The 12610-nt window shown below is 52.5% G+C and carries 14 protein-coding genes; 12 read left to right on the top strand and 2 right to left on the bottom strand.

From position 1 onward, the window contains the following. The first annotated feature begins 64 nt into the window (after positions 1-64). From JOD24_RS06610 to JOD24_RS06580, 7 genes are all read left to right on the top strand, one after another. The gene (locus JOD24_RS06610) at positions 65-1303 is read left to right on the top strand and encodes an SGNH/GDSL hydrolase family protein (RefSeq protein WP_380165831.1); all 1239 of its coding nucleotides are present in this window, start codon (positions 65-67) and stop codon (positions 1301-1303) included. Between the two features lie 254 nt (positions 1304-1557). Beyond that, complete coding sequence (locus JOD24_RS06605) at positions 1558-1977, top strand: hypothetical protein (RefSeq protein WP_380165833.1); 420 nt, start codon at positions 1558-1560, stop codon at positions 1975-1977. A gap of 435 nt (positions 1978-2412) precedes the next feature. Then, the gene (gene gatC / locus JOD24_RS06600) at positions 2413-2703 is read left to right on the top strand and encodes an Asp-tRNA(Asn)/Glu-tRNA(Gln) amidotransferase subunit GatC (RefSeq protein WP_380165835.1); all 291 of its coding nucleotides are present in this window, start codon (positions 2413-2415) and stop codon (positions 2701-2703) included. A 12-nt stretch (positions 2704-2715) separates the two neighbouring features. After that, the gene (gene gatA / locus JOD24_RS06595; RefSeq protein ID WP_429246578.1) at positions 2716-4173 is read left to right on the top strand and encodes an Asp-tRNA(Asn)/Glu-tRNA(Gln) amidotransferase subunit GatA; all 1458 of its coding nucleotides are present in this window, start codon (positions 2716-2718) and stop codon (positions 4171-4173) included. After that, the gene (gene gatB / locus JOD24_RS06590; RefSeq protein ID WP_429246577.1) at positions 4170-5603 is read left to right on the top strand and encodes an Asp-tRNA(Asn)/Glu-tRNA(Gln) amidotransferase subunit GatB; all 1434 of its coding nucleotides are present in this window, start codon (positions 4170-4172) and stop codon (positions 5601-5603) included. Before gatA ends, gatB begins: the two co-directional genes overlap by 4 nt. Before the next feature lie 31 nt (positions 5604-5634). Beyond that, the gene (locus JOD24_RS06585; protein WP_380165841.1) at positions 5635-5931 is read left to right on the top strand and encodes a hypothetical protein; all 297 of its coding nucleotides are present in this window, start codon (positions 5635-5637) and stop codon (positions 5929-5931) included. 132 nt (positions 5932-6063) lie between these two features. Further along, positions 6064-6357 (top strand): hypothetical protein, encoded by a 294-nt coding sequence (locus JOD24_RS06580; protein WP_380165843.1) that lies wholly within the window; start codon positions 6064-6066, stop codon positions 6355-6357. 91 nt (positions 6358-6448) lie between these two features. On the opposite strand, the gene JOD24_RS06575 is transcribed toward JOD24_RS06580, so the two are convergent. Beyond that, positions 6449-7423 carry a superoxide dismutase gene (locus JOD24_RS06575; RefSeq protein WP_429246576.1) on the bottom strand — a complete coding sequence of 325 codons (975 nt, stop codon included), beginning with the start codon at positions 7421-7423 and terminating at the stop codon, positions 6449-6451. A 76-nt stretch (positions 7424-7499) separates the two neighbouring features. After that, the gene (locus JOD24_RS06570) at positions 7500-8033 is read right to left on the bottom strand and encodes a hypothetical protein (protein ID WP_429246575.1); all 534 of its coding nucleotides are present in this window, start codon (positions 8031-8033) and stop codon (positions 7500-7502) included. Positions 8034-8363: 330 nt separating this feature from the next. Here JOD24_RS06570 and JOD24_RS06565 point away from each other — a divergent pair, with 330 nt between their 5' ends. The 5 genes from JOD24_RS06565 (at position 8364) to JOD24_RS06545 (ending at position 12409) form a co-directional block, all read left to right on the top strand. Continuing rightward, positions 8364-8969, top strand: a complete 606-nt coding sequence (locus JOD24_RS06565; protein ID WP_429246574.1) for an ECF transporter S component — start codon at positions 8364-8366, stop codon at positions 8967-8969. Between the two features lie 37 nt (positions 8970-9006). Next, the gene (locus tag JOD24_RS06560; RefSeq protein WP_429246573.1) at positions 9007-9774 is read left to right on the top strand and encodes an energy-coupling factor transporter transmembrane component T family protein; all 768 of its coding nucleotides are present in this window, start codon (positions 9007-9009) and stop codon (positions 9772-9774) included. Further along, positions 9771-10607 carry an energy-coupling factor ABC transporter ATP-binding protein gene (locus JOD24_RS06555; protein WP_429246572.1) on the top strand — a complete coding sequence of 279 codons (837 nt, stop codon included), beginning with the start codon at positions 9771-9773 and terminating at the stop codon, positions 10605-10607. The genes JOD24_RS06560 and JOD24_RS06555 overlap by 4 nt, the downstream gene beginning before the upstream one ends. A 2-nt stretch (positions 10608-10609) precedes the next feature. Next, positions 10610-11413 (top strand): energy-coupling factor ABC transporter ATP-binding protein, encoded by an 804-nt coding sequence (locus tag JOD24_RS06550; protein ID WP_429246634.1) that lies wholly within the window; start codon positions 10610-10612, stop codon positions 11411-11413. Positions 11414-12097: 684 nt separating this feature from the next. Beyond that, positions 12098-12409, top strand: coding sequence for a hypothetical protein (locus JOD24_RS06545; RefSeq protein WP_429246571.1), 312 nt, complete (start codon positions 12098-12100; stop codon positions 12407-12409). The last annotated feature ends 201 nt before the right edge of the window (positions 12410-12610 follow it).

The raw sequence follows: 12610 nt of genomic DNA, 5'->3' as shown, positions 1-12610 counted from the left end.
GGTAAAATAGCGTAAGAATACATAGTGAATCTTCCACTATCGGAGTACAAGGGGACGGAAGAGAATGAAGAAAATATTGATCGGGGTGGCGGCACTGATCTGGGGAATCTGGGCCGCGTTCCATTGGGACGCCCAGGAAGAGGCGGAGGCGGTCAAACCGGAGCCACCATGGATGGGAGTCTGGATGGCTAGTCACCAGGAACCTTCTGGAGAGGCCTTGAAAGGAGTGGAGAACCGGACATTGCGTCAGATCATCCATCCCCATCTGGATGGAAAAAAAGTGCGGATCCGCCTCTCCAATCAATTTGGACAGCAGCCGGTCACCTTCCAGGATATTTATATTGGGAAGGTAGAGGAGGGAGCGGCCTTGCTTCCCCATACCAACAACCGGGTCACTTTCGGAGGAAAGGAGAGTGTCACCATTGAACCGGGGATGACAGCCCACAGCGACCCCCTTCGCTTCCAGGTCAAGGCGGGAGAGGATCTGGCGGTGAGCCTGTACGTGCCTGGAGAGAGTGGTCCTATCAGCTGGCATCGTCTCGCCAAACAGCGCTCTTATATTTCCGGACCGGGTAACTATGCGACACAGACAGAACCCGGCGCTTTTACCCAATCGATTCAGGCCTGGTATTGGTTGACGGGAATCGATGTGATCCCTCATCCCCAAACTACTGGCGGTATCGTCACCCTGGGGGATTCCATCACTGACGGAGCCGGCTCCACTCACAGCACCAACTATCGCTATCCGGATATTCTGTCGGTGCGTCTGCGGCAGGAAGGGATCCGAATGTCTGTCATGAACGCTGGCATCTCAGGAAATAAGATCCGGCGGGATGATCCGGTCTACGGACCCAGTGCCCTGAGCCGACTGGAGCGGGATGTGTTGAGACAACCGGGTGTAACCGATGTGATCCTGCTGGAGGGCATCAACGATATCGGCCATCCTCCTTCCGATGACGCTGAGCACATCATTGCAGGCTTGAAACAGATCATCGCCCAAGCCCATAAGCGGGGCTTGAATATCTACGGGGGCACCTTGTTGCCATACAAAGGAGCTTATTATTACACCGAAGAAGGAAACGTCCAACGGAAAAAAGTGAACGAATGGATCCGTACTTCCGGTGCCTTTGACGGGGTGTTCGACTTTGAAAGGATCCTGCGCGACCCTGCCGACCCGGACCGCCTCCACCCAGCCTACGATTCCGGTGATCACCTCCACCCCAATGACGCGGGCTATCGGGCGATGGCAGAGACGGTCAATCTGGACCGATTCCACCCGGATTCACAGGTACAAGTCTATTGAGACACGGAACCGTTGATAGGTGGTTTTTCTGAAAAAACAAATCTATTTGTCCCAGTATTTTATATTCCAATTCAGGGCTGTTGATTTACTAGGAAATGGGTGGTGGAAACAAAACTGACCTTTTGCTCTTCCCCTTGCCCCATCGTAAAATATTGCTTGAGGGGACAGGGATGGTGGGGCGGCAAAGAGCGCAAAGGCGAATCAAAGCCCCACCATCCCGACCCTATTTCCTGATTCCAATTAGGAGGAGCTAAATGAATTCATGCGAACTTGTTGTAGCTTTTAATCTTAGAAGCGATGCCCCGGAAATAGTGATTCGAACATTGGATTATATGACCAATATTGCAAAGAGCATAGATGCAGAGGAACCGGATTTTGATCCGCCGGACCACCCGTTGTTTCAAACTGAAAACTGGGAATTTATGTTATGGAGGAACGATGGATCCTTTGCGGGGTTTCCCTATAGTGAGCTTCAAATAGTTGAAGTGAATGGGGAAAAGTATATCGACGTAGTGATCCGAACTTATATTTCCTTGGGATTCGAGCAAATAGCTCACTTCATCGAGTGGATCAAGCCCTTTATTGAAGGGGCAGGCGAAGGGAAGCATTTCATCGGATACTGGCGCTTTGAGGATGATGAATTTTACGACACGCCACATATCATCCATGTTTGATGTAAGATAAGTTATGGGCAACCTGAACGATACGGGGCGGAATTTTGTATGGGTCGGGTAAGTCTCTGAAAATGACTGCATTTATAGGCTGAATTAATTCTTTTCAGCCCGTGTACGTTCTTCATTTCAGCTCCCGTTGGGAGCGTTTTGTTCTTTTAATCCACGATACCGATAGAAGTATTGTGAAAAAGTCCAACTAGGGAGGATTGGATTTCACCTGAGTGACTTTGACAGTTCAGAACAACGAAGAAACCCCATCTCGACCGCCTTCAACCCACTAAATCACCACTCTTATCGATGTTATAGGGACAGGGGTAGAGGGGGACGGGTTTGTGCTATACTGTTAGGAAGGAAAGGCTTTGTCCGATCAGGTGAAACCGGGTGGCTGGATTCGATCCCGGTTTGCTTTCATAAATGGGATGGAGGTGGTTTGAAATGGCGATTTCCAAAGAACAGGTGGAGCATGTGGCCCAGCTGGCCCGTCTCTCCTTGACTGAGGAGGAAGCCCGGCTGTACACAGGGCAGTTAAATGATATCCTCCAATTTGCCGAAAAACTGAATGAACTGGATACGGAGGATGTGGAGCCTACCAGCCATGTATTGCCTCTGGCCAATGTGTTGCGCGAGGACGAGAAGCGACCTTCTCTGGAAAGGGAGCAGGCATTACAAAACGCACCGGATCAAAAAGACGGGATGTTCCGGGTTCCCGACGTTTTTGAGGAGTAAAGGAGGAAGATCATGTCGTTGTTAAAGAAACCTCTTAAGGAGATACATAATGGTTTGAAGAGCGGGGAACTCACTGCTTCAGACCTCCTGGATGCTTCCCTGCAACGGATTCGGGAGACGGACAGCATCCTCCGCGCTTTTCTACATGTAGACGAAGCAGGCGCCCGTCGACGGGCTCAGGTGCTAGATGAGCGTTCTGGTGACCGGGGGCCTCTCGCGGGCATCCCCATGGGGATCAAGGATAATATCAGCACCGAGGGAGTCACCACCACCGCTGGCAGTAAGATTCTGGAGGGTTACACTCCTCTGTACCCGGCGACGGTGATGGAGAAGCTAGAGGGAGCCGGGGCCAATCTGGTTGGAAAGATGAACATGGATGAATTCGGCATGGGTTCTTCCAATGAAAACTCCGGCTATTACGAGACCCGCAATCCTTGGGATCCAGAGCGTGTCCCTGGCGGATCTAGCGGAGGTTCAGCGGCGGCAGTGGCGGCGGGGCAGGTCTCCTTCGCCCTCGGCTCCGATACTGGCGGTTCCATTCGACAACCGGCGGCTTTTTGTGGTGTGGTAGGTTTGAAGCCCACCTATGGACGAGTCTCTCGCTTCGGACTGATCGCTTTCGCTTCCTCTCTCGATCAGATCGGCCCCCTTACCGGAAATGTGGAGGATGCCGCTTATGTCCTACAGGCGATAGCCGGACATGATCCCTTGGATTCCACTTCGGCGGATGTGGAAGTGACGGACTATCTCTCTGCTCTCACCGGAGACGTCAAGGGGCTCAAAGTGGCGGTTCCCCGGGAACTGATGGGAGAGGGAATCTCTCCTGGTGTGAAAGATCGGGTCAACGGGGCACTGAAGGTGTTGGAAGATCTGGGAGCCGTGGTGGAGGAAGTTTCCCTGCCCCATGTGGAGTATGCGGTGGCGACCTATTATCTGTTGGCTCCAGCAGAAGCTTCTTCCAACTTGGCCCGCTATGACGGTGTGCGTTTCGGCCAACGTGCCGCCGGGGAAAACCTGATCGATATGTTTAGTCACACGCGCAACGCCGGGTTTGGAGAAGAGGTGAAACGGCGGATCATGTTGGGGACCTATGCCCTCAGTTCCGGATACTATGATGCCTACTACAAAAAGGCACAACAGGTGAGGACTTTGATCCGTCGGGATTTTGAGAACATATTCGACCAATATGATGTGGTGGTGGGTCCCTCTGCCCCGACGACGGCTTTCAAACTGGGAGAGAAGACGGAGGATCCCCTCACCATGTACCTAAATGATATCTGCACCATTCCGGTCAGTCTGGCCGGTCTGCCTGCAATAAGTGTTCCCTGTGGCCTCTCTGACAGGTTGCCGGTGGGCCTCCAGGTGGTGGGCCGCCCCTTTGCTGAAGCCCAGGTGCTTCAAGTGGCACACGCCTATGAACAACAGGGGGAACGCTTGCCGGAACCGAAGCTGGGAGGTGGTACCCGATGACTTCATATGAGACCGTGATCGGACTGGAAGTTCACGCTGAACTGTCTACTCAAACCAAGATTTTCTGCAGTTGCTCCACCGAGTTCGGAACTCCGCCCAACACACAGACCTGCCCTATCTGCTTGGGCCATCCCGGGGTGCTTCCAGTGCTGAACCGGCAGGCGGTGGAATTTGCAATGAAGGCTGCGCTGGCTCTCAACTGCAATATCGCCGATGTGAGCAAATTTGACCGCAAAAACTACTTTTACCCGGATCTGCCCAAGGCATATCAGATCTCGCAATATGATCAACCGATTGGAACGGACGGTTGGCTGGAGATCGAGCTGGATGGAAAGAAAAAGAGAATCGGGATTACTCGTGTCCATCTGGAAGAAGATGCCGGCAAACTGATCCACTCGGACTCAGGAGACGGCACCTTGGTGGATTATAACCGTGTCGGAGTTCCCTTGATCGAGATCGTGTCGGAACCGGACATGCGTTCACCAGAGGAAGGCCGGGCATATCTGGAAAAGTTGAAACAGATTATTCAATACACCGGTGTCTCCGACGTAAAAATGGAGGAAGGCTCCCTTCGTTGTGATGCCAATATCAGTCTGCGACCTGTCGGAAGTACCCCCTTCGGTACGAAGACAGAGATGAAAAATCTCAACTCCTTTCGCAATGTGGAACGGGCACTCAAGTACGAGGAAGAGCGGCAGGCACAGGTTCTCTCCGATGGAGGCACCATCGTGCAGCAGACGATGCGTTGGCTGGAGGATCAAGGGCGGACGAAAGTGATGCGGAGCAAGGAAGAAGCCCATGATTACCGCTACTTCCCGGAACCGGATCTGGTCCAGCTTCAAATCGATGAAGCCTGGAAGGGGAGAGTGAAAGATTCTCTCCCGGAATTGCCCGATGCACGCCGGGACCGTTATATGAGTGATTTCAGTCTGTCCGCTTATGATGCGGGTCTTTTGACCGCTTCCCCCAAAATTGCCGACTTTTTTGATCAGGTGGCAGCGGCAGGGGCGGATCCCAAGTCGGCGTCTAACTGGGTTACCTCGGAGTTGCTCGGTTATCTGAACAACCAGGGCAAAGAATTGGAGGAGACTCGGATTACGGCCGATTCCTTGGCACGGATGATTCAATTGATCGACAAGGGAACCATCAGCTCCAAGCTGGCCAAAAAAGTTTTTAAAGAGTTGGTGGAACAAGGGGGAGACCCAGCCAAAGTGGTGGAGGAAAAAGGTTGGGTACAAATCAGTGACGAAGGTAAACTGAAAGAGATCGTAAGCGATGTGTTGCAAGCCCATCCGCAATCTGTGATCGACTATAAAAACGGAAAAGATCGTGCTCTGGGCTTTTTGGTCGGCCAGGTGATGAAGTCGACCAAAGGCAAGGCCAACCCGAAGATGGTGAACCAGTTGATCCTTGAAAATATTGCTGATTGAAAGTCCTCAAAGACTAAATGAGGTGTTTTACATGCAAATCCTTTATGGGGCGATCGTCCTGTTTTTCCTGGGTTCGGGAATTCTTTACCTACAGGATGAACCGCCCTATGCGGTCCACTTTATGGTGATCGCGTTGTATTTTTTCATCATCCTCTTTGAATTTCGGGGAAATCCCTTTTCCCGGGGAGTCTATCTTCTTTTAAGCTTGCTCCTGTTGGGAAATGCGATGGTTCAGTTTTTCCTTGCGGAGCACAACGCGATTAACGGACTGGTCAGTCTTTTTTTTGCATACTTTGCTCTGCAGGCCCGGCGTCGTGTCAAACAATAACCTGTCGAATCCGACAGGTTTTTTCTTTTTATTTCCCGATTATGGAGAATAACTTTCTTTTTCCCGTCGCACTCTAACATGTGGCGGGTCTATTTCGGCCGCCCGTCAAATTTGGATCAGGGGGCGATGATTATGCAACAGCAAGGACAACAGCAGTTCCAGCAAGCCGTTCAGGCGGCACGTCAAGCGATGCAACAAGTTCAACAGGCCCAATCCCAGGCTAATCCCCAGGCACTGCAACAAGCTCAGCAGCAATTGCAGCAAGCCCAGCAACAAGTTCAGCAATTGCAGCAGAGCCAGGGAACTCAGTTGAACACCCAACAGCAGCAACAATTGCAACAAGCGACGCAGGAATTGGGCCAAGCCCAACAAAAGATTCAACAAGCCCAGTCAATCAGCAAGCCCTCCGGATACCAACAATATTGAAGACGAAGAGCCGAAGCCTTTGATTGACGGCCTGAACATCAGGCTGGGGGCGGGGATCACCCGCCCTTTTTACATAGGATGGACGTTTTTCTTAGTAAGGTTTCCACCGCAACCTCCTTGCTTTCAGATAACGATGGTTAACAGCGCTCCAGCAGACCAGGTTCCACCAAGCATGGATGTATTTCTTGCGATCGTTGTTGTACTTGAGATAATAGGCATGTTCCCAGACGTCCAATACTAGGAGCGGAACCACATCCCACTGGCTCAGGTTTTGGTGCTTTTCCGCCTGCAGGATCTCCAGACGGTGGGAACGGGGGGACCACACTAGGATTGCCCAGCCACCGCCCTCCACTTTTTCCGCTGCTTGGGAAAAATGTTTTTTAAATGACTCCAAACTGCCGAAATCCTGAAGGATCTGTTTTGCAATCTCTCCCTTGGGTTTTCCGCCTCCCTGGGGAGACATGATTTCCCAGAAGATGGTGTGGAGATAGTGGCCGGCTCCATTGAAAGCCGCTTCCCGCTCCCAGTGTTTGATCAGCTCAAAATCTCCGGTCTTCCGGGCCTTGGCCATCATCTTTTCTGCTTTGTTGAGACCCTCCACATAGCTTTTGTGGTGTTTGTCGTGGTGCAGCCGCATCGTCTTTTCATCAATGTGGGGTTCCAGTGCGTCATAGGCGTAGGGGAGTGGGGGAAGAACGTGGTGACCGATGGGGACGGGCTGCACGGGGACGGAAGCATCTTCTTTTTTCCCTTTCGGGGATTCAGATTGCCCTTCCACTTCTCCGCGGAGAGAAGGGAGAGATTCAAAGGCAACGGGGGCAGGTTGCTGTGTTCCTTTTTCGTGAAGCTCAAACACCTTTTGATATAACCAGGACAGCTGACTCCATGTCATACCTGGAAAGGTGGCGCTCTGTTCCATTTGGTCCAGCTGGGACAGGAGTCGATTGCGCTCCTCCACTGAGGGATGGGAATCTTCCCACTCGGCAAGAAGTCGGCGAGTGTCCTGAATTAGGGTGAAAATCTGTTGTCTGAGCCCCCTGTGATAAGGATCTGAATAAGCTTGCATGTTCTTTTCACCTCATCCAAATCGTTTCTTCTTCCAGCATATGTGGATAGAGAGGGGCTGGTGCGGAGATGGCCTCCTATGAAGAGGCGAAATAATCCCACTGGCGGCCACCGATGAGTTCCCGGGCATGAACCATCGCTTCTTGAAGGGTCAGCTCCGCATAATCCACCCATTGGATCCAGTTTTCCACAGCCGGACGAGCATCTTCCGGGGCATTTCGCTTCAGTTCCATCAGATACCCGCGTTTGAGGCGGTCCCGGCGACGAGCTTCATACATACTCTGAACCAATTGAGATAGCACCGTTTCGTGCCAGTCCTGTCCGACCATCCGTTCAAGACACCCCTGAGCTGTCAGCCTTAGAGAACCGGTTTGGACTTTCTCTTCGGTGATCGACGCGAGTCCGGGTCGGTCTTTCATTTCAGGAATGGCAGCGATTTGGCCGGAGATGGTGAGCAGGATGGATTCAGCGAACAAGCTCTGTTCCAGTGCTTTTTTCACTGCCTCCATCCGTTCCGGACGGGGCCTGCTCTCTTCCCTTTGTTTCTTCATCTCCGACTGTTCCAGTGGAGTCGGATTCGATTTTGGAGATTCCCCCTGGGAACTATCCATTTATCCCACCTCCAGTTTCTCTTTAGCCCCATTGTATGCGGGAGATGACGGATTCATCTGTCATGTGAAACCCAATCCCGACCGTCCATGAACGCATAAATCATAACGTTTTTAGTGATCCTGACAGAAAGCACCGGGTGGGAGATCCCCCCGGTGCTTTCCTTGTTGCCGGTTCAAGGCAGTTTTCCGGGCAAAAGGGAGGAAAACAGAGGGTGATCTGGACAGATAGCCTATTCATCCCGAGTCGAAAGGGGTATGATCGGAGGTGAGACTGGATCGGGGATGTGCCGGGTCTGGACAGCCGAAGAAATCGATCAAGGGGGATCGCATATGGAAAAGAGAAGCATGTGGTCGTTCCGTTTTTCAACGGCTTCACTCGTCTTGATTCCGGCGGCGGTCGGGATCAACTACATTGGAAAGCTGTTTGCCGGAGTGTTAAAACTGCCGCTGTGGCTGGATGCTATCGGGACGATCCTGGCCAGTATGTTGGCAGGACCGGTCATCGGGGCGATTTCCGGGGTGGTGAACAATGTGATCTATGGGTTGACCATGGATCCGATTTCCTTTGTATACGGAATTACCAGTCTCTTTATCGGGCTGATCGCCGGGGTCATGACCCACAAAGGATGGATTCAAAGCTGGGGGAAAGCAGTGATCGTCGGGCTGGCTGTCGGTCTGACCGCAGTGATGATCTCCACTCCGCTCAATGTCGCCTTCTGGGGCGGGCAGACGGGAAATCTGTGGGGTGATGCCGTCTTTGCTGCAGTCATGGCCAAAACCTCCTCCATCTGGTTGGCTTCCTTCCTCGATGAGATCGTGGTCGACCTTCCGGACAAGGTGTTGGTTGTCCTGGCCGCCTATGCCATCTACCGGGGACTCCCCGCCAATGTGAGGCAAATGTTCAACCGCAACAATCAAGTGGAAGAGCTGGATTGATCCGGCGGGAGATCATCGGGAAGGCGGTGAAGCCATCGTGAAATCGATCAGTCTCTATGTGGACCGGGATTCCATCCTGCACCGGATCGATCCGATCAATAAAATGATGTATATTTTGGCGGCGATCGCCCTTCCGATCCTGGTTCCCACTTTGTATACGGCTCTGATCTGCACGTTACTCAGTCTTTTATTGCTCCGGATGGGAAAGGTGTTCCAAAAATCGCTACCGGTTTACGGATTCGTCTTTTTCATTTTAATCACGGTGATTCTCATCCAGGGGTTGTTCCACCCCACCAACGAAACGCCTCTTTTCTCCTTGGGACCGGTCATCTTTTACCGGGAGGGGCTGCTGTTTGCACTGCTGATCACCTTTCGGGTGATCAATATCGTCGGTTCCTTTCTGATCCTGGTTTTGACGACGAAGCCGTCGAATTTGGTGGAATCCCTGGTGCGCCGGGGGCTCTCCCCCCGCTTTGGGTATGTTCTCGTCTCTGTCTTCCAGATCGTTCCCCAGATGATGTCCACGATGAAAAGGATCACCGATGCCCAACGTTCCCGGGGGATGGAGACGGAAGGGAGCCTGTATGTACGGGTGAAGGCCTTTCTGCCCCTGATCGGCCCCGTGGTGCTCAGTTCGTTGATCCATGTGAAAGAGCGGGCGATGGCACTGGAAGTACGGGGGTTTAACGCGAAGGGGGAAAAAACTTTTCTTCATGAAGAAAAGGCGTATGTAGCCACGCGCCCCATCCAGTGGGGATTATGGATCATGATGGTGGCGGCGGCGGTCTGGAGGATTTTTCTATGAAGAAACTCATAGTGGAAGGATTGAAATATCGCTATCCGGGAGCCCAGGAACTAGCTTTGAAGGATATCTCCTTTGAGGTGAAGACCGGGGAATTCATCGGGATCATCGGGCGCAATCTGTCAGGGAAATCCACCCTGTGCCAGGCACTGGTCGGGTTGGTTCCCCACTTTTATCACGGCGCCTATGGCGGCAAGGTGATCGTCGACGGGCTAGAGGTGAAAACCCACACGATCAGTGAGATGTCGCGAAAAGTGGGGATCGTCTTTCAAAATCCCTTCACCCAGGTGACCGGCTCCAAGTTGAGCGTGCTGGAGGAGGTGGCTTTCGGACTGGAGAACATGGGCGTGCCGCGCCGGCAAATGATGGAGCGGATCGATGATGCACTGCGGCTGATGGGGCTGGAGGAGTACAAAGACCGTAACCCTTTCGATCTGTCCGGAGGGCAGATGCAGCGGATGGCCATCGCCGGGATCATCGCCATGAAGCCGCAGGTAATTGTCCTGGACGAACCCACCTCCCAGCTGGACCCCCAGGGTTCGGAAGAGGTATTCCAAGCGGTGCAAAGTCTGAGACGGCAAGGGATGACCGTGATCCTGACAGAACACAAACCGGAGAAAATCGCCCGTTTCGCGGACAAGGTGCTGCTGTTGGATGATGGCCGGGTGGTGGACTTTGCTGCCCCGGCGCAAGTGTACTCAAGAGAAGATCTGGCGAAGTACGGGGTGGAGGCGCCGATTTACACGAAGGTTTGCCAGCAATTGAACCTGCGGTGGAAGGATTCCGGCCTGTTTCCGGTCACGCTGGAAGAAGCGCGTGAGGTGTTGAAAACATGACGATGATCCGTGTGGAGAATCTCTCCTTTTCATACCAGAAGGATGTCCCGGTGTTACAGGACATCACCCTTCACTTTGACCATCGACCCACTGCCATCATCGGCCGGAATGGAGCGGGCAAAACCACTTTTGTCAAGCTGTTGAAAGGATTGTTGAGACCGGATCGAGGGGAAATCACCGTCGGAGACACCGATGTCGGGGCGGCCACTGCCGCATCCCTGGCGCGACAAGTCGGTCTGGTGTTTCAAAACCCCGACGATCAGATCTTTAAAGGAAACGTATTGGAAGAGGTTCTCTTTGGCCCGCTGAATATTGGCCAGGATCCGGAAACGGCTCGGCAAAACGCCCTGGATGCCTTGAAAATGGTGGGGCTGGAGCAACGCTTGGAGGTCAACCCTCAGGATTTGAGTCTGTCGGAGAAAAAAATGGTCTGCATCGCCGCCGTCGTGGCCATGGATACAGACATCGTCATCTTGGATGAGCCGACCATCGCCCAGGATCCCCAGGGGAAAGAACGAATCCGACAGATCATCGGGACTCTGACCGGACGGGGCAAAGGGGTGTTGACCATCATTCACGACATGGACTTTGTCGCGGAATGCTTTGAACGAACCATCGTTCTCAACCAGGGGAGAGTGTTATTTGACGGGGAGACCCGGGACATCTTTTCCCGTCCCGATCTTCTCCGCCGGGCTCACTTGGAGCTTCCGGTAGTAGCCCGCCTCGGTGCGGAGCTGGGTTTATCCGACACGTTTTTAACCGTGGAGGAGCTGGTGACAGCCCTCCGTCAAGCCCGGGAATCATAAGTAATGAAGCCGCCACAACGCCGATCCGGGAAGGGGGTCGGTGCTTTTTATGCCAACCAGAGTTTCACAAAAAATCAGGGCTGTTGATGAACCATAAAGTGGATGATGGGAAGGAAACGATCCTTTCCCTCTTCCCATTTCCCCCATCGTAAAATATCGCTTAAGGGGACGGGGATGGTGGGACGGCTACGATCTCTTGCAAAGAGCGCAAAGGCTCTTCACCGCCCCACCATCCCGACCTTAGTTCCTTTCTAAAATATGGCTAATCAACGTGCCTGACAAAAAATAGTTTTTGGCAATTCCAGTTCTCCTAGGGGAGAATGAGCCAAACTTTAGACAGAAATGTATGGTATACTCTTCCCGATGGGAGTCGTCCTGCCACGGATCACCCCGGGAAGAGAGGGGGATCACCCAGGTTCGGTTGAGTCGATGCCTCTGAGGGGATATCGCCACGGCAAACCGCTTCCCCCAAGGAGGAAGCGGCAGCGAAGGGAAACTACGTGGCCTGAAAAGGGAAAAATTAAATCACGTAGAATTATATTTTGTAGTCGAAGAGTCATCAGGCTCTTTAATAAATGATCTCGGGATGCTGTGGAGAAAATGCTGCATTTGACGCATGTCATCCCGGGTGATGGCTTGAACAAGCCGTGGACATCATATCTTATCTGTTTGGAGGTATTTTTATTGTCAGCTGCACGAATCATGAAGTGGGTATGTGGTGGCTTTGAGGCTTTGCTGGGGATTCCTGTGCTTGGGGGGCTTCTGGTGATCGCAAGCGGTTACTACGCTCTGGTGGTGATGTTACTGCTCCATATTGCCACCTTGGTTATTTCCGCCAGTGGTGGAGCCCCAAAGCACGGCAGTATCCTGGGAATCGTCACCTCCTGTGTGGCGTGGATCCCCTTTGTGGGAATGATCATGCATATTATCACAGCTGTCATTCTGATGGTGGATGCCGCCAAGAAAGAGAAGACAGTTATTGACGTCGCTTCGTGATCACAGGTAAGTCGTTGAAATTAGAATACTTTCCCGTGTCATAGCATCCGAACAAAATTTTTTTGTTGTACCCAAGCCTCCCCACCACGGGAGGTTTATCATTTTTTGTTCGTCGGTTGGTCAGTTGATAAAGGCCTGTAAGGAATATAGGGCTCATCACTCTTATTCTCTAAAGCGGATGCATATTTTGTGTATTGATCG

It is taken from the genome of Kroppenstedtia sanguinis (assembly GCF_050433445.1).
GTDB classification, from domain to species: Bacteria; Bacillota; Bacilli; order Thermoactinomycetales; family DSM-45169; genus Kroppenstedtia; species Kroppenstedtia sanguinis.
Note: the sequence above shows the minus strand (reverse complement) of the source record. Positions and strands in the feature narration are given on the sequence as shown.

What these genes read in the sequence shown, in the direction of transcription:
- JOD24_RS06610 (WP_380165831.1), top strand. Translation starts at nt 65, where the DNA reads ATGAAGAAAATATTGATCGGGGTGGCGGCACTGATCTGGGGAATCTGG.
- JOD24_RS06605 (WP_380165833.1), top strand. Translation starts at nt 1,558, where the DNA reads ATGAATTCATGCGAACTTGTTGTAGCTTTTAATCTTAGAAGCGATGCC.
- gatC (WP_380165835.1), top strand. Translation starts at nt 2,413, where the DNA reads ATGGCGATTTCCAAAGAACAGGTGGAGCATGTGGCCCAGCTGGCCCGT.
- gatA (WP_429246578.1), top strand. Translation starts at nt 2,716, where the DNA reads ATGTCGTTGTTAAAGAAACCTCTTAAGGAGATACATAATGGTTTGAAG.
- gatB (WP_429246577.1), top strand. Translation starts at nt 4,170, where the DNA reads ATGACTTCATATGAGACCGTGATCGGACTGGAAGTTCACGCTGAACTG.
- JOD24_RS06585 (WP_380165841.1), top strand. Translation starts at nt 5,635, where the DNA reads ATGCAAATCCTTTATGGGGCGATCGTCCTGTTTTTCCTGGGTTCGGGA.
- JOD24_RS06580 (WP_380165843.1), top strand. Translation starts at nt 6,064, where the DNA reads ATGCAACAGCAAGGACAACAGCAGTTCCAGCAAGCCGTTCAGGCGGCA.
- JOD24_RS06575 (WP_429246576.1), bottom strand. Translation starts at nt 7,423, where the DNA reads ATGCAAGCTTATTCAGATCCTTATCACAGGGGGCTCAGACAACAGATT.
- JOD24_RS06570 (WP_429246575.1), bottom strand. Translation starts at nt 8,033, where the DNA reads ATGGATAGTTCCCAGGGGGAATCTCCAAAATCGAATCCGACTCCACTG.
- JOD24_RS06565 (WP_429246574.1), top strand. Translation starts at nt 8,364, where the DNA reads ATGGAAAAGAGAAGCATGTGGTCGTTCCGTTTTTCAACGGCTTCACTC.
- JOD24_RS06555 (WP_429246572.1), top strand. Translation starts at nt 9,771, where the DNA reads ATGAAGAAACTCATAGTGGAAGGATTGAAATATCGCTATCCGGGAGCC.
- JOD24_RS06550 (WP_429246634.1), top strand. Translation starts at nt 10,610, where the DNA reads ATGATCCGTGTGGAGAATCTCTCCTTTTCATACCAGAAGGATGTCCCG.